Annotated in this window: 17 protein-coding genes; 5 read left to right on the top strand and 12 right to left on the bottom strand. The window is 66.3% G+C overall.

The features are described 5' to 3' along the window. Positions 1-67 precede the first annotated feature (67 nt). The 5 genes from CFP68_RS18180 to CFP68_RS05000 form a co-directional block, all read right to left on the bottom strand. On the bottom strand, positions 68-226 hold the full coding sequence (locus CFP68_RS18180) for a hypothetical protein (RefSeq protein WP_169961450.1): 159 nt from the start codon (positions 224-226) through the stop codon (positions 68-70). Beyond that, positions 223-1554 (bottom strand): amidase, encoded by a 1332-nt coding sequence (locus CFP68_RS05015; RefSeq protein WP_241523950.1) that lies wholly within the window; start codon positions 1552-1554, stop codon positions 223-225. Before CFP68_RS05015 ends, CFP68_RS18180 begins: the two co-directional genes overlap by 4 nt. Beyond that, a complete protein-coding gene (locus CFP68_RS05010; protein WP_099825194.1) occupies positions 1544-2965 on the bottom strand; it encodes a TRAP transporter large permease in 1422 nt (473 codons plus the stop codon). The genes CFP68_RS05015 and CFP68_RS05010 overlap by 11 nt, the downstream gene beginning before the upstream one ends. Continuing rightward, positions 2962-3546 carry a TRAP transporter small permease subunit gene (locus CFP68_RS05005; RefSeq protein ID WP_099825192.1) on the bottom strand — a complete coding sequence of 195 codons (585 nt, stop codon included), beginning with the start codon at positions 3544-3546 and terminating at the stop codon, positions 2962-2964. The genes CFP68_RS05010 and CFP68_RS05005 overlap by 4 nt, the downstream gene beginning before the upstream one ends. Before the next feature lie 64 nt (positions 3547-3610). Further along, the gene (locus CFP68_RS05000) at positions 3611-4723 is read right to left on the bottom strand and encodes a TRAP transporter substrate-binding protein (RefSeq protein ID WP_099825190.1); all 1113 of its coding nucleotides are present in this window, start codon (positions 4721-4723) and stop codon (positions 3611-3613) included. Positions 4724-5185: 462 nt separating this feature from the next. Between CFP68_RS05000 and CFP68_RS04995 the strand changes: the two genes are divergently transcribed. Next, complete coding sequence (locus tag CFP68_RS04995; protein ID WP_099825188.1) at positions 5186-5857, top strand: GntR family transcriptional regulator; 672 nt, start codon at positions 5186-5188, stop codon at positions 5855-5857. A 58-nt stretch (positions 5858-5915) separates the two neighbouring features. On the opposite strand, the gene CFP68_RS04990 is transcribed toward CFP68_RS04995, so the two are convergent. From CFP68_RS04990 to CFP68_RS04980, 3 genes are read right to left on the bottom strand one after another with little or no spacing between them, the layout of a single operon-like run. Beyond that, on the bottom strand, positions 5916-7271 hold the full coding sequence (locus CFP68_RS04990) for a sensor histidine kinase (RefSeq protein ID WP_099825186.1): 1356 nt from the start codon (positions 7269-7271) through the stop codon (positions 5916-5918). After that, entirely contained in the window at positions 7268-7996 is a 729-nt protein-coding gene (locus CFP68_RS04985) for a response regulator transcription factor (protein ID WP_099825372.1), read from the bottom strand. Before CFP68_RS04985 ends, CFP68_RS04990 begins: the two co-directional genes overlap by 4 nt. Positions 7997-8020: 24 nt before the next feature. Beyond that, complete coding sequence (locus tag CFP68_RS04980; RefSeq protein ID WP_099825184.1) at positions 8021-9319, bottom strand: S1C family serine protease; 1299 nt, start codon at positions 9317-9319, stop codon at positions 8021-8023. A 158-nt stretch (positions 9320-9477) separates the two neighbouring features. Between CFP68_RS04980 and CFP68_RS04975 the strand changes: the two genes are divergently transcribed. The 3 genes from CFP68_RS04975 to CFP68_RS04965 are packed head-to-tail and all read left to right on the top strand — an operon-like array spanning position 9478 to position 12903. Continuing rightward, the gene (locus CFP68_RS04975; RefSeq protein ID WP_099825182.1) at positions 9478-10122 is read left to right on the top strand and encodes a hypothetical protein; all 645 of its coding nucleotides are present in this window, start codon (positions 9478-9480) and stop codon (positions 10120-10122) included. Positions 10123-10132: 10 nt separating this feature from the next. Then, a complete protein-coding gene (locus CFP68_RS04970; protein ID WP_099825180.1) occupies positions 10133-12259 on the top strand; it encodes a caspase family protein in 2127 nt (708 codons plus the stop codon). Positions 12260-12276: 17 nt separating this feature from the next. After that, the gene (locus tag CFP68_RS04965; RefSeq protein WP_099825369.1) at positions 12277-12903 is read left to right on the top strand and encodes a hypothetical protein; all 627 of its coding nucleotides are present in this window, start codon (positions 12277-12279) and stop codon (positions 12901-12903) included. On the opposite strand, the gene rpe is transcribed toward CFP68_RS04965, so the two are convergent. Then, the gene (gene rpe / locus CFP68_RS04960; protein WP_099825178.1) at positions 12885-13577 is read right to left on the bottom strand and encodes a ribulose-phosphate 3-epimerase; all 693 of its coding nucleotides are present in this window, start codon (positions 13575-13577) and stop codon (positions 12885-12887) included. The two genes, CFP68_RS04965 and rpe, sit on opposite strands and share 19 nt — an antisense overlap. A gap of 333 nt (positions 13578-13910) precedes the next feature. Between rpe and CFP68_RS04955 the strand changes: the two genes are divergently transcribed. Next, on the top strand, positions 13911-14954 hold the full coding sequence (locus CFP68_RS04955; RefSeq protein WP_099825367.1) for a fatty acid desaturase: 1044 nt from the start codon (positions 13911-13913) through the stop codon (positions 14952-14954). Positions 14955-15035: 81 nt separating this feature from the next. Here the strand turns inward: CFP68_RS04955 and CFP68_RS04950 are convergent, their stop codons facing one another. The 3 genes from CFP68_RS04950 to CFP68_RS04940 are packed head-to-tail and all read right to left on the bottom strand — an operon-like array spanning position 15036 to position 17364. Then, the gene (locus CFP68_RS04950) at positions 15036-15695 is read right to left on the bottom strand and encodes a DUF1523 family protein (protein WP_099825176.1); all 660 of its coding nucleotides are present in this window, start codon (positions 15693-15695) and stop codon (positions 15036-15038) included. A 10-nt stretch (positions 15696-15705) separates the two neighbouring features. Continuing rightward, on the bottom strand, positions 15706-15975 hold the full coding sequence (locus tag CFP68_RS04945; protein WP_338152798.1) for a hypothetical protein: 270 nt from the start codon (positions 15973-15975) through the stop codon (positions 15706-15708). Positions 15976-15978: 3 nt separating this feature from the next. Continuing rightward, complete coding sequence (locus tag CFP68_RS04940) at positions 15979-17364, bottom strand: DUF6638 family protein (protein ID WP_099825173.1); 1386 nt, start codon at positions 17362-17364, stop codon at positions 15979-15981. Positions 17365-17368: the final 4 nt, after the last annotated feature.

Below are 17368 nucleotides of genomic sequence, written 5' to 3'. Positions count from 1 at the left end.
GTCGTCCGTTCCTTTCGGGCACAGGGGGGGTGTCCGGATCGGGGTGAATCCGATGTCGTCGGGCCGTTCAGCCGCTGTTCTTCGACGACGTGATCAGATCCCAGGCGACCAGGCCGAGCGTCAGCAGCGCCACGGCGATCAGGTCGGGGCTGGGCACCGCATAGATCAGGACGCCGACGAAGCCGGCGAAGGTCACGAAGGCCAGCAAGGCAAGGATCCGGTTCATGGCGTCTCTCCCGTGGCGGCGTTGTCGATCCAATCGTAAAGCCATTGCGCCGTGCGCAGCAACCGCGCATCGCCGCCCCGTGGCCCGATCAGTTGCACCCCCAGGGGCAGGCCGTCGATGTCCAGCACGGGCACGGTGACCGCGGGGGTGCCGCAGAGCGTCCACACCCCGTTGAAGATCGGATCGCCCGTCGTGTCGCGCCCCGGTGCAGGGCCCGGCGCGGCGGGGCAAATGATGGCGTCGCAGCGGGCGAATACCTCGTCCAGCATGGCGTTCAGCAGGTCGGGCCAATCCAGCGCGGCGATATAATCGCGCGCCAGGATGGTATTACCCTCGGCGATCGCGTCGCGCACGGCGTCGCCCAACCCGCCGCGCGCACCATAGTGGTGAAAGCAGCGCGCCATTTCCGCCAGGTTGATGCGGCGACGTTCGTCGGCGGCCTTGTCGAACAGGGCGGGCAGGTCGATGGCAAAGGCCTGTTCCCCCAGGGCGGCGGTCAACTCGTCCATCGCCGCCACGGTTTCGGGCGCGGCCTTGTCCCAGCCGGGCGGGCGCAGCACGGCCAGCACGGGGGGCAAGGGCGCGCCCGCGTCCACCGTGCGCAAAAGACCCGGCGGCGGCAACGGCACGCCCGCGCGTTCCGACGCGAACAGCACGTCGCCCAGCAACGCCGCCTCGCGCGGGGTGCGCGCGAAGACGCCCACGGTGTCGAGGCTGGGCGATTGCGCCAGCACGCCGCGCGTGGAAATAGCATCGAACGTGGGCTTGAACCCGGTCACGCCGCAGAACGACGCAGGGCGGATCACCGAACCGCCGGTCTGGGTGCCGACCGTCAGCGGCGCCATGCCCGCCGCAACGGCGGCGGCAGATCCCGACGACGATCCGCCGGGCGTGCGGTCGGGGTCATGGGGGTTCCTGGTGGCCGAAGGGGTCATGAACGCCAGCTCGCACGTCACCGTCTTGCCCAGGATCAGCGCGCCCGCCGATTTCAGCCGCGTGACCAGTTCGGCGTCGGTGTCGGGCACACGCCCGGAATCGGCTTTGGTGCCGTTTTCCGTGGGAATCCGCGCCGTGTCGATCACATCCTTCAGCGCGACGGGAACGCCATGCAGCGGGCCGATGGCGCGACCGGCGCGGCGCTGCGCATCCAGCGCCGCGGCCTGATGGCGCACGAAATCGGCGTCAAACCAGACGAAGGCGCCGATGTCAGGGTCCGCCGCCTCGATCCGGGCGATGAAATGCGCGGCCACGTCGACGACCGAGATTGCCCCCTGCGCGATCCGGTCGCGCAGGGTGACAGCGTCGGTTTCCTGCGGTTCAGTTCCCATAGAACGCATTCGGCAGGTAGAAGACGATCTGCGGGAAGACATACATCAGCACCATCGAGATAAGCACACAAAGAAGGAACGGCAGGCAGCCGGCGAAGATCTGCGTCAGCTTCACCTCGGGCGGGGCGATGCCCTTCAGATAATAGGCCGACATGGCCATGGGTGGTGTCAGGAAACTGGTTTGCAGGTTCAGCGCCACCAGCACCCCGAAGAACAGCGGATCGATCTCGAAGATCACCAGCAGCGGCAGGAAGATCGGCACGAAGATGATGATGATCTCGGACCATTCCAGCGGCCAGCCCAGCAGGAAGATGATCAGCTGTGCCAGCAGCAGGAACATCAGCGGCGACAGGTTCAGCGACTGCACGAATTCGCTGATCACGTGTTCGCCGCCCAGGTACGAGAACACCGACGAGAAGGTATAGGAGCCGACGAACAGCCAGCACACCATCGCCGTGGTCCGCACCGTCAGATAGACCGATTCACGCATCCGCTGCCATGTCATCGCGCGATAGAGGAACGCCAGCAGGATGCCGCCCAGCGCGCCGATCGACGCCGCTTCGGTCGGGGTGGCAAGGCCGAACAGGATCGAGCCGAGCACAGCGAAGATCAGCACGGCCAGCGGCACGAAGGACGTGATCACCATCATCAACAGCTTGCCGGCGGGCACGTCCGGCACTTCCTCGCGGGTGGGGCGCGGGGCGACGCTGGGTTGCAGGATCGACCGCCCGACGACGTAGATCAGGTAAAGTCCCGTCAGCGTCAGACCCGGCAACAGCGCACCGGCATACAGCCGCACGATGGAAACGTTCGACGCCGCGGCATAGACGATCAGCATGATCGACGGCGGGATCAGGATGCCCAGCGTGCCGCCGGCGCAGATGATGCCCGATGCAAAGGCCGGATCATACCGCGCCTTCAACATCGCGGGCAGCGCCAGCAGACCCATCAGCGTGACCACCGCGCCGACGATGCCGGTGGCCGTGGCGAACAGCGCGCAGGTGATCAGCGCGGCCACACCCATGCTGCCCGGGATCCGGCGCGAGGCGATGTTCAGCGTGTCGAACAGCCGGTTCACGATGTTGGCCCGTTCGACGATATAACCCATGAACAGGAACAGCGGCACCGCGGTCAGCACCTCGTTGCTCATCACCGTATAGGTCTGGTTGACGAACAGATCGAAGATCCGGTTGTTGAACAGCCCCTCGATCCACAGGCTGGTGCTGTCCCACCACGAGGCCAGCTCCTGATCCAGCCGGTCGAACGACCGCCACATCCGGCGTTCGTCGAAATAGGCGTAATATCCGAACCCGATGCCCATGGCCATCAGGGTGAACGCGATGGGGAAACCAAGGAAGACGAAGACGATGAACAGCCCCAGCATGAACAGGGCGACCTGCGGATCGGTCATGGATGGGCGTCCTTTTCGGCCATCGAGGCCTGTTTCATCAGAAGGTCTTCGGTCTCGAACACGTCTTCGTCGGCTTCCAGCCAGACACCGGTGCGGATGCAGTGGATGCAGCGGAACACCTCGGCGATGCCCTGGATGAACAACAGCACGCCGGCGACCACAATCACCGCCTTGAACTGATAGATCGGGATGCCCGCCGGGCTGCTGACCGAGACTTCGCCGTATTGCCAGGACCGCGCGGCATATTTCCAGCCCGCGAAGATCAACGCCAGAACGCCGGGAAAGAAGAACAGGAAATAGAGAACCAGATCGACCCGCGCCTGCCAGCGCGGCGACCAGAGCCGATACAGGAAATCGCCCCGCACATGGCCGCGCCGCGACAGGGTATAGGCACCGCCCATCATGAACAGCGTGCCATACATGATGAACGACACGTCCAGCGCCCAGACCGTCGGGCTGTTCAGGACATAGCGGACGAACACCTCGTATCCCGTGCCCACGGACATAAACACGATGAGCCAGGCGAACGTCTTGCCGAACCATGCGGACACGGCATCGGCGAACGAGATGTATCGGAGCATAGATTGGTTCCCGGAAGATAAGGTTGGCCCCCGCCACCGCGGGCAGGGGCCGTCACGGCACCCGTCAGGTTTTCAGACGGCCGGGGAAATAGTGCTCGTAGGCAAGCGTGTAATCGGGCGAGTTCATCAGCTCGTAGAACACGACCTGGTCGACCCATGCACGCTGGCTGTCCAGACATTTCTTCATGAACGGATCGGCTTCGAGTTCGGGGATGATCGCATCCCATGCCTCGAGCTGGGCTTCCAGGATCTCGGTCGAGGTGCGCTGAACGTCGACGCCGGCTTCTTCCTGAAGGTATTTCAGGTCGGCCGAGTAACGACGCGCGGCCTTGGCGGTGTTGGCGGTGGATACCGCTTCGACGCCATGGATCAGGATCGCCTTCAGATCCGGCTCCAGGTCTTCCATCAGCAGCCCGTTGAACAGGAATTCGAACGATTCCGACGCCTGGTGATAGGACGACAGGAAATAGTTCTTGGCCACGTCCTGGGCGCCGAAGTCACGGTCGGACGACGGGTTGTTGAATTCGAACGCGTCGATCACGCCCCGCTCCATAGCCGGCACGATCTCGCCGCCCGGAAGCTGTGCCACCGACATGCCCAGCTTCGACATCAGGTCGGCCGCCAGACCGACGGTGCGGTACTTGAAGCCCTGCAGGTCGCTGACCTTGGTCACCGGGTTCTTGAACCAGCCGAATGGCTGGGCCGGCATCGGGAACGCCATGTAGCCATCGACGTCCAGCCCCATGATGTCCTGGGTCAGCTCGTCATACAGCTCCTTGCCGCCGCCTTCGTAGAACCAGTTCAGCATGGTGGTGGCCGATCCGCCGAACACCGGACCGGTGCCGAACAGCGACGCCGCCTTGTTCTTGCCATACCAGTAGACGGGCACGTCATGGCCGATGTCCAGCAGGCCGTCGTTCACCGCGTCCAGCACCTGGAACGCGCCGACGACCGCACCGGCCGGCAGCAGGTCGATCTTCAGGCGTCCGCCTGCCATCGCCTCGACGCGGGTGACATAGTCCTGCGCCATCTCCTGCCAGACGTTGGACGACGGCCACGCCGACTGCATCTTCAGAACCTTCGGCGCCTGTGCCAGAACGGCGGGTGCGGCCAGTGCGCCAACGCCTGCGGCCGTGCCGCCAAGGGCCGTCCTTCTGAGAAACGAGCGCCGGCCCATGGTATCGGAATTTTTCACGTCTATCCTCCCAAATTTCGTGTCGGACGACGCCCGGAGGCCGTCGCAACGCCACGTTTCAACGCCCGGCATCACACGTCAAGAACAATGCAGGGCACACGGAGACAATCTGTGGCACTTCTATCCAGGCACCTTTGGTCACCGCGCGTTGGTTTTAGGACGAAAAACAAGATTCACCAACACATTTGATGGGCAGGCTTCCGAAAACCCCGCCGGCCTGTGCGTCTTTGCCGCGCCGCCGGACAAACGCGGACAGGGACCGGTCATCGCGACGCCGATCGCACCGCGCCGATCCGATCGAGCGACACGGTGCGATAGCAATTGGCGGATCCACCCGGTTCACCTAGTTAGATAGGGCAACGACCGCATTGGCCGATACATGCATCAGGGGATCCGACGACGCACGGCCCAAGCGCGACGTCACAATTGAAAAGGACTGTCGTCATGCCCGAAGCCGTCAAGCAATCCCGCGTCGATGACGCCTATTCCCGGCTGAAGGACGAAATTCGCAACAATCGGATGGCCCCAGGTTTCCAGGCGACGGAACCCGAAGTCGCGCTGCACCTCGGGATGAGCCGCACACCCGTGCGCGAGGCGCTGATCCGGCTGGCGGCCGAAGGATTGGTCGAGCTTATTCCCCGCCGGGGTGTGCGCGTGCTGCCGATCCGGGCCGACGACATGCGCGAGATCTATGACATCCTCACCGCGCTTGAACCGGACGCGGCGGCGCGGCTGGCCGCGCGCGCGCCCACCGCCGAACAACTTGCACCTCTGGACGAGGCGACCCGGCGCATGGAGGCCGCGCTGGAGGCCGACGATCTGGATGCCTGGACCGTGGCAGACGACATGTTTCACCTGGCGCTGCTGGATCTGCAGGGCAACCGGCGCCTGAAAGACATCGTCACCGCGCTTTACGATCAGACCCACCGCACCCGCAGCGTGACCTTGCGGCTGCGCGGTGCGCCGCACCAATCGACCGCCGAACACCGCGAGATCCTGCACCATCTTGCCCGGGCCGACCCCGACGCGACGCGCGACGCGTTCAAACGACACCGCCAGCGCGCCGCCGAGGAACTGTTGGGGATATTGGAGAAATACAAGCTGGCGCAACTTTGACGCCGCTCGGCGGCAACCATGGCTGCTGCACAGGGATGGTGCCCCGCGAGGTCCATGCTCAGGCCGCGGGCAGGGGCGGCTGTTGCGCCAGCGGCGGCCACGCGATCGAGATCGCGAACCCCGTCGCCACCGGTGGCCGGGTCAAGCGCGCGCCGTGCCGCGCGGCGATCGCCTGAACCAGCGCCAGGCCCAGGCCGTGACCGGCCACCTCGCGATCACGCTCGGCCCGTGCGAACCGCTCGAACGCGGCATCGCCAAGCTCGTCCGGCAGACCGGGGCCGGTATCGCGCACCTCCAGCACGTGCCGGCCGGCCTGCGCCGCCAGGGTCAGCGTCACCGCGTCGCCGGGACGGCAGAACTTGATCGCGTTGTCCGCCAGGTTCGACACCGCCTGCGCGATCAGGTTGCGATCCCCCAGCACCCAGAGGCCCGGCGCGATATCACAACGCCAGTCCAGCCCGCTGTCCTCGGCCAGCGGGGCATACAGTTCGGCCACCTCGCCCACCACCTCGCCCAGATCGACCGGCACCAGCCCCGGCGTCTGACCGGCGGCGGCTTCGGCCCCCGAGATATCCAGCAGAGAATCGAAAATTCGGATGGCATTGCGCATCTCGTCGCGCACGGCATCGTCCGCCTCGGAACGGTCCAGTTTCTGCATGATGCGGCTCAGCGGTGTGCGCAATTCATGGGCGATGTTGTCCGACAGGCGCAGGGTGGCGCGGTTGAGCGCCTCGATCCGGTCCAGCATCCGGTGGACATGATGTTCCAGGCGTCCGAATTCGTCGGGCGCCCGCGCGCCGGGCAGACGCGCCGCCAGATCGCCCGCCGCTACCCGGTCGGCCAGCGCGTTCAACCGGTCGATGCGCCCCATGACCAGCCGCGCCACCACCCAGCCGGCGACCCCGGCCATCACGGCAAGCGCCAGCGCGGTCAACAGCATGACACCCCGCTGCGTGGCAAGAACGCTTTCAACCTCGCCCCGGCCCCGCGCGGCGAGAAACGGAAAGCCCCCCGGCAAAACCCGTGCAATCCCGACATAGGGCACACCCGCCAGATCGAAGTGTTGCGCGCCATCCATCGTGACGCCGCTGGCCAGCGCCGGCAGGCCATCGGGCCAGGCATCGATGTTCCCGGCCAGGGTTTCGCCCGCCTTGCCCTGCAACAGGAACACCGCGGTGCCCGGGGGTGTGACATCGGCGCGAAATTCGATCGCCTCACGCAGGGCGACGATCCGCCGCTGATCATAGAGGGCCGAGAACGCGGCCACATCGGCGGCCAGCACCGCGCTCTGGCGCGCTTCCAGCGCCCGGGCCAGCGCGTGATACTGCAAGCCCAGCGCCGACAGTGACAGCGCCATGATCCCCCCGGCCACCGCCAGCGTCAGCCGCAGCGAAACCGAGCGCCACGGCGTCACGGGGCCGAACCGCCGGGCGCAAAGACATACCCCGCGCCGCGCGCCGTATGGATCACGTCGCGGCCCGCCACTGCGTCCAGCTTGCGGCGCAACCGTCCGACGTGGACATCGACGACGTTGGTCTGCGGATCGAAATGCAGGTTCCAGACGTGTTCCAGAAGCTGCATCCGCGTCACCACCTCGCCCGCGTTGCGCGCCAGATAGACGATCAGCCTGAATTCCTTGGGCGACAGGGGCACGTGGGTCTGACCGATGTGCAGCGTGCGCGCCTTCATGCGGATTTCCAGATCTCCGAAGGCCAGCATGTCGTTGTCGACCACCGTCATGGCGTCGCGGCGCAGCAGGGCACGCAGGCGGGCGCGCAATTCGTCGGGATCGAAGGGTTTGGCCAGGTAATCGTCGGCGCCGCGTTCCAGCCCCTCGATCCGGTTGGCCGCCCGGCCCAGCGCACTGACCACCAGGATCAGCGCGGTGGACCCGGCGGCGCGCATCTTCGCGATGGCATCCACCCCGTCGCCACCGGGCAGCATCCGGTCCATCACGATCACGGCGAAATCGGCCAGGCCCGCCGCCGTCACCCCGTCGTCCCAGTTGCGCATGATCACGGGATCGGCACCCAGATCGGTGACGGCCCGCGCCAACGCCGTGGCAGTTTCGCGGTCATCCTCGACGATCAGGATCCGGGGCGCGTCGGACGACGCGGCAGCGGGCAAGGTCTTTGACATTTCAATCATTCCTTCGCCTCCAGATCAGAACAAGTTCACGCCTGCGTCAAGCGGCTTGGTGCCGGTCTGTGCGACCCCCGACGCGATGGCGCGCCACGGATCGATCAGGACGTGTCGCGTCTTGCCACCGCGCGACACCAGCAGCAGAACCGGCGCGTCGATGTCGAACGTTTCCAGCATCGAGCGGCTGACCGGCCGGCCGTTCAGCGCCAGCACGATGTCGCCGTCCTGCAATCCCCCCAGATACGCCGGGCTGTGCAGGCTGACATTGGCGACGCGCGCTTCATCCTCGAACCGCACGCCCAGCCGGCCAAAGGTATAGGACGCGACCGGGGCAATCGCCGCGCCGTCGCTGATCCGCAGAAGCGTCGGCACCACGGCCGCCAGATCCAGCGTCAGGACCACGGCGGCGCCGTCGCGACGCACCGACAGACGCGCGGCATCCGCGATGCGCGCATCGATCCGCCACGCCAGGTCGGCGGGATCGGCAAGTGCCGCACCCTCGAACGAAACGATCACGTCCCCGGCGACCACGCCGGCGCGGGCGGCCCGCGATCCGGGGGTCACGGCATCAACCAGCAGACCGCGGGCGTCGATCCCCAGGGCCGCCGCTATGACCGGCGTCACGGCCCGCAACCCAAGGCCCAGTTCGGGCACGTCGCGCAACGCGCCCGCCACCATCAGCGGCACCAGCCGTTGCAGATCGGCCGCGGTCACCGCCCATCCGACCGCCGCCAGGTCGCCGTCTTGCGCCGCACGCACCATCCCGAGCAGACGTCCGTCGCTGTCCAGAAGCGGGCCACCGGCGACACCGGCGTTGATCACCGCGTCGTGGCGGAGCCCGTGGATCGGCACCGTCGGATCCGGCGTCGTCGCGGCGGCCGAGACGATGCCGCGCGTCACCATCACCCCCATGCCATAGGGCGCACCGACGGCATAGACCTCCTGCCCCGGGCGTGCCGCGACGGGGGCGAACTTCAGACCGGCGCCCAGATCGGTTTCGGCGCGGATCACCGCCAGCCCGCGACGCGCGTCACGGGCGATCACCCGCCCCCGGGTGGTCGTGCCATCGACGGTGCGCAACACCACCGCACCGCGGTTGCCGACACTTGCGGCATCGGTCAGAACCACGCCGTCGTCCAGAAGGATCCCCGACCCGAGGGCATTTCCATCATCGTCCAGCAGGATCAGCGTGGCGTTCACCGCCGCGCCGATGGCATCGGCGGCACGCGCCGTCGCGGGCCAGGCGGACATCGCCAGGAAAACGGCGAGAACAAGCGCGGCGATATGGCGAACCGGCGTCATGGTGGAAGGAATGGACATCGAAAACTCCTGTTTACAAAGGCCTTTCAGCTTTAACAGCGGCGCGCCCACCGGTCCCGTGACAAGTGCCGTCACATATCGGTGCCCGGGTTTATTCACGTTGAACCATCAAGCGTTCCGGCGAATACTGAAGCCGATTTCGCCAAGGGACTTTTCCGATGATCCGCCGTCTTGCCCGTGCCCTGTGCCTTGTTCCGTGCCTTGCGCCGGGCGTGTCGGTCGCGGCCGATCCGGTCGATCCCGTGGCGGCAAGCCGGCTTTCGGATGAATTGTTCATGCTGGCGACCGACACGCAGGACGCGCTTTTGATGATCGCGGCGGCAAAGCTGCGCAAGCAGGCCCGCGTGCCACGGATCGAACGCAGGCCGGAACGCGACGGCGATCTGCCCAGCGGCGATCTTCCCGGCCCGCGCGAATGGCAGGACATGCTGGCGGCGGCGCTGGCGCTGGACCCGGACGATGCGGTGATGGTGGGGCTGGCCCGCGACGTGCGCGCCGCGTCCGTGCGGGGTGTCGCCTCGGGGCGGGTTGAATCGCGTGCGCAAATCCGTGCCGGGGGGCGGGATACCTATCAACCGCTGGTGTTCAGCGGCGGCGCCTGGGCCGATGTCTATGTCGAAGGGGCCGGGCGCGCCGATCTGGACCTGTTCGTGCGTGACGGGGCCGGGCGCATGGTCTGTTCCGACACCGACGCCAGCGCCATTGCCTATTGCGGCTGGCGGGTCGACACCTCGGACAGCTTCGCCGTCGAAGTCCTGAATGCCGGCCGTGTCGCCACCACCTATCGCCTGATGACGAACTGAGGAGCAGAAGATGACCCCGCTGCGCATTCTGACCACCCTGGCCGCGCTGGCCCTTGGCACGGCCCTGTCGGGGGCGGCCCTTGCCCGTGAAAACCATGCGCTCCTGATCGGTGCCTCGACCTATCCCAACCTTGACGAGCGGTTCTGGCTGAAGGGGCCGGCGAACGACGTGGATCTGGTGCATCGCTATCTGATGGCGAACACCGCCGCGCCCTTCGACCCGGCCAACATCACCCTGCTGGCCGATGGGCTGGACGGCGGGCGGGCGCCGACGCTGGCCGAGATCCGCGCCGAAATGGCGCGTCTGACCGACACCGTGGGGCCCGACGATTTCGTCTATCTCCACTTTTCCGGTCACGGCAGCCAGGCGCCCGCCCTGGACCCGTCGACAGAGACGGACGGGTTGGACGAATTGTTCCTGCCCGTGGACATCGGCCCCTGGCAGGACGGCATCGGCACCGTGCAGAACGCGCTGAGCGATGATGAGATCGGCCAGATGCTGGATGCCCTGCGGGCCACGGGGGCCGATGTCTGGGTGGTGTTCGACAGTTGCCATTCGGGCACCGCCACGCGGGCGGCGCCGCTGGACGAACGCGTCACCCTGCGCAAGCTGCCGCCCGACGCGCTGGGCGTGCCCGATGCCGCCATCGCCGCCGCCGAAGCCGAAGCGGGTGCCGCGCGCGCGCTGGCCTCGGATCCGCGCGAACCGGCCGAACCGCCGGTGATGATCCCCGGCACCGGCGAAACCGGCAGCCTTGTGGCGTTCTTCGCCGCCCAGACCGACGAGACGACGCCGGAAAAGAACATGCCGAAAGGATCGCCCGACCGCCGGTTGCAGGGCGTGTTCACCTATACCCTGTTCCAGACCCTGGCCGAACATCCCGGCGTCACCTATCGCCAGCTCGCGCAGGAGGTGCTGCGCCGCTATACCACCGGCAATCTGGCCCGCTCGACCCCGCTGTTCGAGGGCGACATGGACCGCCCGGTGTTCGGCACCGACGCGGGCGACCGGATCGCCCAGTGGCCCGCGACCGTCACCGACAACGGGTTGCGCGTGGCGGCCGGAACCCTGCACGGCATCGTGCCGGGGATGGAGCTGTCGGTCATGGCGTCGCCCGCCGACCCCGACACCGCCGCGCTGGGCCAGGTGACCGTGACCGGAGCCGACACGTTCACCACGACCACCGACGCCGCGATGACGATCCCGCGTGGGGCCTATCTGCGCAAGACCGAAGACATCATCGATTTTTCGCTGACGGTCGCCCTGCCCGCCCGGCGCGGCGAAGCGGCACGCGCCCTGGTCCGCGCGGCCGAGATCATCCAGACCCAGGGCATGGCCGGTCCGCGCCTGCGCTTTGTCGCCGCCGGGGCCGAGGCCGATCTGCGCCTTGCCGTCTTCGCCGACAGCCCGCGCCCCGATGCGATCTGGTTCCTGCCGGCGTCGGGCGTCGTCGGCGACGGCGATCTGGAACGGCTTCCGTCCGTATCGACGGCCGAAAAATCCGACTTTCAACTGGCCGATGTCATCTCCGACAACCTGCAACGCATGGCGCGCGCCTTGAACCTGCTGAAGATCGGCGCGACCGCGGGCTCGGGCGCGCTGAAGGTCAAGGCGTCGCTGCTGACCTCGCGCCTGGATCCCGCGACCGACGAGATCGTCGAAGGCAGCCGCCAACAGCTGACCTCGGTGAACGTGCCGCGCCTCGTGCCGGGCGACGTGATCGGCATGAGGCTGGAGAACACCACGGACGGGCCGGTGGATTACAACATCCTGTATGTCGGATCGGACTATTCGATCAGCTTCATGGACCGCGGGCGGCTGTTGCCCGGATCGACGCTGGACGAGGATTTCGTCCTCATCACCGACGAGGCTTTCGGCCGCGACCGGATGGTGGTGGTGCTGACGCCCGCCCTGCCCGGCGCCGATGTCGAAGATCTGTCGTTCCTGGAACAATCCGCGATCGAGCGCATGCGCGCCGCCAACACGACACCGCGCAGCGACGTGGCGTCGATGCTGGAATTCGCGGGCTTCGGTGAAACCACCCGCGCCGCCGTCAGCCTGAAAAGCCGCAAGGCACCGGATGCGCCCGCGCCGATGTTCCTTCAGTTCGAGTTCGACACGGTCCCCGAGGGGTGAAAGGCCAGATCCGCACCATGGCGGCGCTGGAACGCTTCGGGCGGACCCGGCTGTCGCGGCATTTCTTCATGCGCGATTTCCTGTATTCCGAGATCGCCGACTTCCACGGCATCCCGAATCTGCCGGACGACCCCGCGCTGGCCATCGCGGCGGGAACCGGTCTGTGCCGTTACCTGCTGGACCCGCTGGTCGAAACCTTCGGGCCGATCACGGTGCGCTCGTCCTATCGCGCGGCTGCGGTCAACGGCTTTGGCAATGCGTGGGGGCTGAACTGTGCGCGCAATGCGGTGAACGGGGCGCACCACATCTGGGACCGGCGCGACGCGGACGGGCACATGGGCGCGACCGCCTGCATTTCGGTCCCGTGGTTTGCCGATCAATACGAACGCGGACGCGACTGGCGCGATCTGGCGTGGTGGATCCACGATCACCTGCCCTATGGGTCGCAATGGTATTTTCCCAAACGCGCGGCGCTGAACCTGCAATGGCACGAGGCACCGGCGCGCACGATCTCGTCCTATATCGCGCCCAAGGGCAAGCTTCTGGCCGCCGGGGCGGAGCCATCGGAAGACGCGGCGACCCGCGCCGCCCGCCACGCCGATTTTCCACCGTTTCGCGGTATCGCCTATCCGGCGGCACCCTGAGCGGCCTTGCGGATCGCGGCGATATTGCGCCCATAGACGTCGGGGGCGGCCAGCGACCCGCCCCGGAACACCGCCGATCCGGCGACCAGAACATCGGCCCCGGCCGCAACGACCCGCGGGGCGGTGTCGGGGTCGATGCCGCCGTCCACCTCGATGTGGATCGGCCGGTCACCGATCATCGCACGCAGGCTGGCGATCTTGTCGATCTGCGAGGCGATGAACTTCTGCCCGCCAAAGCCGGGATTGACCGTCATGACCAGCACCAGATCCACCATGTCCAGGACGCCCGCCACCGCCTCGATCGGCGTGCCGGGGTTCAGGGCGACGCCCGGACGCATCCCGGCGGCGCGGATCGCCTGAAGCGTGCGGTGGATGTGCGGCCCGGCCTCGACATGGGCGGTCAGGATGTCGGCGCCCGCCTTCGCGAAGTCGTCGATGAATGAATCGACCGGCGCGATCATCAGATGCACGTCCATCACGGTCTTCACATGGGGGCGGAACGCGGCGCAGGCCGGCGCGCCGAAGGTGATGTTGGGCACGAAATGGCCATCCATGACGTCGACATGGATCCAGTCGGCGCCCTGATCCTCGACCGCGCGGATTTCCTGGCCGAAGGCGGCAAAATCCGCCGACAGGATGGACGGGGCGATCTTGGGTGTGCGGCTGAAGGTCACGGACAGTTCCCCGGCTGGTATCGGTTGCACCGGTCGTAACGCAAAATCACGCCCGGTGCCAGATACCTCACCCGGCCCGGTGGACCGGATCGGGGGCCGCAAAGCCCCCGTGACCGGCGGTATGGGCGCGCAGCGAGGTATTGTGAGTATTTAGGGCAAGAAAAAGCCTGGCGCTTCACGCGCATTGGCGCGCAGTATTTATTGACACCGGCGATCTGCGCCCAAGACACCGGGAACGAATTGCATTCCCAAGGGCGCGGATTGTCCCTATGACGGGTATAACCGGCGCAGCACTGCCCGGACAAACACCTCCGGGCAGACGACAGGACCATGATGATGACGGACACCGCGCCGCGCGCCGACGACGCGCCAATGCAGGCACGCGACTGGGTGAGGATCCTCGCGCGATATCGCGATCCCGATCCCTGGCGCAGCGCCTTCGAGCTGTTGGTGACCCTTGTCCCCTTCGTGGCGATCTGGGCGCTGGCCTGGGCTTTGCTGGACCTGGCGCCCTGGGCCTCGGTGATCCTGGCCGTGGTGAACGGCGGGTTCCTCGTGCGTCTGTTCATCGTGCAGCATGATTGCGGCCATGGCGCCTTCTTCAACAACCGCACGCTGTCGGACTGGACCGGCCGTGCGCTGGGCGTGCTTACGCTGACTCCCTATGACGTGTGGCGGCGCACCCATGCCATCCACCATTCGGCTGCCGGCAATCTGGACAAGCGCGGGATGGGTGACGTCCATACCCTCACCGTGGCTGAATACCGTGCCATGGGGCCGTTCGGGCGGTGGCATTACCGGCTTTATCGCCATCCCCTGGTTCTGTTCGGGCTGGGCCCCGCCTATCTGTTCGTGCTGCAGAACCGGTTGCCCCTTGGCCTGATGCGGGCCGGGCGGATCTATTGGACTTCGGCCATGGGCACGAACCTGTCCATTGCCGTGGCACTCTGCGCCATCGTCTGGTTCGGAGGCTGGCAACCGCTGGCGCTGATCTTCGTTCCGACGCTCCTTGTGGCCGCATCGGCCGGCGTCTGGCTGTTCTACGTCCAGCACCAGTTCGAGGAGACCCACTGGGATCAGGAACCCGACTGGCAGCTCCACGATGCCGCCCTGCACGGCTCGTCGCATTATGACCTGCCCGCCGTGCTGCGCTGGTTCTCGGGCAACATCGGCGTGCATCATGTGCACCACCTGTATTCGCGGATCCCGTTCTATCGCCTGACCGAAGTCCTGCGCGATCACAAGGATCTGGCCACCGCCCAGCGGCTCACCATCCGCGAAAGCCTGGCGTGCGTCAAACTTCACCTGTGGGACGAAACCGAGCGTCGCCTGCTGTCGTTCAAGGCCGAACGCGCGCTCTACGGCCGGCCGGTCTGAACCCCGTCCGGCTTCTTACTGACAGAAATACTCCCCCGCCGGAGGCGTCCCGCACGTGATATCGCGCCGGGACGCCGAAGGTCAGCGCCGCGGTGGCGGCTTCTTTTTCCAGGTGTCGAGCCAGCGGCGGATGCGTCCGCGGCGTTCGTCGGCATAGGCATCGGCGCGGTCCCATGCCTGGCCCGCATCCTCGACCATGGGGTCGATTGTCCGCTCGCGGAACTGCATCCACATCGCCCGGATCACCAGGATAATGATCAAAAGCACCGTCAGGATCACGATGTTCAGCCAGGGGATCAGGGTCACGTCCGGCCCGGCCACCGGTCGGATACCGACGGCGTTGGGGAAGATCGACATGAATTCGTTGCGCCAGCCATAGTGGCGCAGCGCGACCCACTGGGGATCGGCGCGGGTCGAGATCAGATCGCTTGCCTCGGCCTGCAGGTTCGATGAATCCAGCTTGAAATACGGTGGCCAGCCCCAGCCCGTATCCTCGTTGCGATAGACGATGGGCTTGCCGTTCTCGCGGATCGTCTCGATGAAGCGGACGTCGCGGTTCACCGTATCGGGGTTGTTGCCGACATCGGTCTGGGCCCAGAACATGCTGTTCTCGCCCACGTCCACGCGGCGGACTTCGGTATTGACGACGCGCACGATGTCGCGCTGCGGCAAGGTGTAATGCAGGAACGCCCCGACGATCGACAACACGACGATCCAGAAGGTCCATTTGACGTATCGCATAGCCGGTTCCTTACCAATAATTGATCGCATAGATCAGCGATCCCACCACGATCACCGGTATGACATAGACCCCGAGGATCAGCTTGCGCCGGAGCGAGCTGTCGTATTCCGCCAATCCGTTGCGCACGAAATCGGCGCGCTCGCCCGGTTGGCCCTCCTCCTCCCATGCGTCTTCCAGCTTCTCGCGCCGGACTGACCGCGAATAGATCGACAGCAGCACATAGATCACGGTGAGCGCGACAAACGCCAGGATACCCATGCGCGCCAATGCGAAAATCATCGCTCAGTTCCTTCTTTTCACGGCGCCCCAGGGGCCGACCCGATCCACCAGCGATTTCTGGCGCGGCGACCTGGCGGACGGCGGCGCGGACGGGGGCGGCGGTGGCGGGGGCTCCATTCCGGGTTCAGGGCCGAACAATGCCGTGCGGGTGCCGGCCTTGTCGACCTGATACTCGCGCTCGAGGAAATCGGCGACGTATTGCCGCCGTGGTTCGGACCATGTGGCATAGAGCCGATAGAACAGCTGCTTGTGACAGATGAACAACTGGCGCACGTCCAGTGGTGCCAGTTCGGCCAGCATCATGTTCACCAGATCGCGCGCCTCGCCCCGGGCACCGCGCAGGGTATGGAAATAGGCCGGATGTTCGCTGGTCAGGCGCGGCCATGTGCCACCGGATTCGATCCAGCGCAACAGATCACCAAGACCCAGGAACGCCTCGGGCAGCGCGCTCCCCAACTGCCGCGCGACATGGCGCAGGTCAGACCGGGTCGTATCGCCCAAGTCGATGCCAAGGGTCGCGGCGGCATCGACCAGGATGAAATCCATCTTCTGGCGCAGGATCGCCGCCGCATCGACATTGCGCGCGGTGACGATGGGTTCGGCCAGCCCGTTCACCTCAAGGGCGCGGGCGATGGCGTTGGATTGATCCAGCCCATGCACCGGCACCGTCACGCCCTGGTCGGCGCGGAACACCGCGGGATCGGCGGCCACCACGAACGGCGCCTTGACGCGGTGAAACACATAGGCCCCACCAAAGTGCGACGTCCAGAAATCGGCGTGCGGAAAGGTCATCCGGTTCAGGGTGACCGGGTTGCGCGTGACGTCGCCGGTGCGCTTGGCCAGGCCGATCATCTCGGCGATCAGCACGTCATCCCACCAGGCGTCGGGACGGGTGCGAAACACCTCGATCTTCTCGGCCAGCTTGCGGGCGTCAGCGACATGCGCGCCGGTGGTATCCGCCTCAACCGTGATCTGGCGGATGTCGAACAGGCGGGACGGTTTCGACACTTCGAACACGGTATTCGCCAACTCGCCGCCCACCGCATCACGGGCGGTCAGGGCGAACAGCGCGCTTTCATTCTCCTCGATGAACGCCTTCAGGATCGGCCGGGCGGTCGAGAACGCCATGTTCAGCAACGGCGCGCGTTTCTGATCCAGCGTCAGCAGGATGAACTGCCGGTTGCAGCCGTTGACGTTCAGGTAATTCAGATCGTCGAATTCATCGCCGATCTCGGGCGAGAAACCCGACAGGTCGATATGGAAATCGGACAGCGCGGTGGTGCGTCCCGTCAGATGTTTCAGCGCCCGGTTATAGCGATCCACCAGCGCGGGCGAGGCGACAGGCACCAGCCCCCCGAACATCAGCCCCTTTTCGATCAACCGCCGCATGGTG

The organism is Oceaniglobus indicus (assembly GCF_002751875.1).
Classification (GTDB): domain Bacteria; phylum Pseudomonadota; class Alphaproteobacteria; order Rhodobacterales; family Rhodobacteraceae; genus Oceaniglobus; species Oceaniglobus indicus.
Note: the sequence above shows the minus strand (reverse complement) of the source record. Positions and strands in the feature narration are given on the sequence as shown.

Excerpts from the sequence above, each read along its gene's own strand:
- CFP68_RS18180 (WP_169961450.1), bottom strand. The coding sequence starts at position 226 with ATGAACCGGATCCTTGCCTTGCTGGCCTTCGTGACCTTCGCCGGCTTC.
- CFP68_RS05015 (WP_241523950.1), bottom strand. The coding sequence starts at position 1,554 with ATGGGAACTGAACCGCAGGAAACCGACGCTGTCACCCTGCGCGACCGG.
- CFP68_RS05010 (WP_099825194.1), bottom strand. The coding sequence starts at position 2,965 with ATGACCGATCCGCAGGTCGCCCTGTTCATGCTGGGGCTGTTCATCGTC.
- CFP68_RS05005 (WP_099825192.1), bottom strand. The coding sequence starts at position 3,546 with ATGCTCCGATACATCTCGTTCGCCGATGCCGTGTCCGCATGGTTCGGC.
- CFP68_RS05000 (WP_099825190.1), bottom strand. The coding sequence starts at position 4,723 with ATGGGCCGGCGCTCGTTTCTCAGAAGGACGGCCCTTGGCGGCACGGCC.
- CFP68_RS04995 (WP_099825188.1), top strand. The coding sequence starts at position 5,186 with ATGCCCGAAGCCGTCAAGCAATCCCGCGTCGATGACGCCTATTCCCGG.
- CFP68_RS04985 (WP_099825372.1), bottom strand. The coding sequence starts at position 7,996 with ATGTCAAAGACCTTGCCCGCTGCCGCGTCGTCCGACGCGCCCCGGATC.
- CFP68_RS04980 (WP_099825184.1), bottom strand. The coding sequence starts at position 9,319 with ATGTCCATTCCTTCCACCATGACGCCGGTTCGCCATATCGCCGCGCTT.
- CFP68_RS04975 (WP_099825182.1), top strand. The coding sequence starts at position 9,478 with ATGATCCGCCGTCTTGCCCGTGCCCTGTGCCTTGTTCCGTGCCTTGCG.
- CFP68_RS04970 (WP_099825180.1), top strand. The coding sequence starts at position 10,133 with ATGACCCCGCTGCGCATTCTGACCACCCTGGCCGCGCTGGCCCTTGGC.
- CFP68_RS04965 (WP_099825369.1), top strand. The coding sequence starts at position 12,277 with ATGGCGGCGCTGGAACGCTTCGGGCGGACCCGGCTGTCGCGGCATTTC.
- CFP68_RS04955 (WP_099825367.1), top strand. The coding sequence starts at position 13,911 with ATGATGACGGACACCGCGCCGCGCGCCGACGACGCGCCAATGCAGGCA.
- CFP68_RS04950 (WP_099825176.1), bottom strand. The coding sequence starts at position 15,695 with ATGCGATACGTCAAATGGACCTTCTGGATCGTCGTGTTGTCGATCGTC.
- CFP68_RS04945 (WP_338152798.1), bottom strand. The coding sequence starts at position 15,975 with ATGATTTTCGCATTGGCGCGCATGGGTATCCTGGCGTTTGTCGCGCTC.
- CFP68_RS04940 (WP_099825173.1), bottom strand. The coding sequence starts at position 17,364 with ATGCGGCGGTTGATCGAAAAGGGGCTGATGTTCGGGGGGCTGGTGCCT.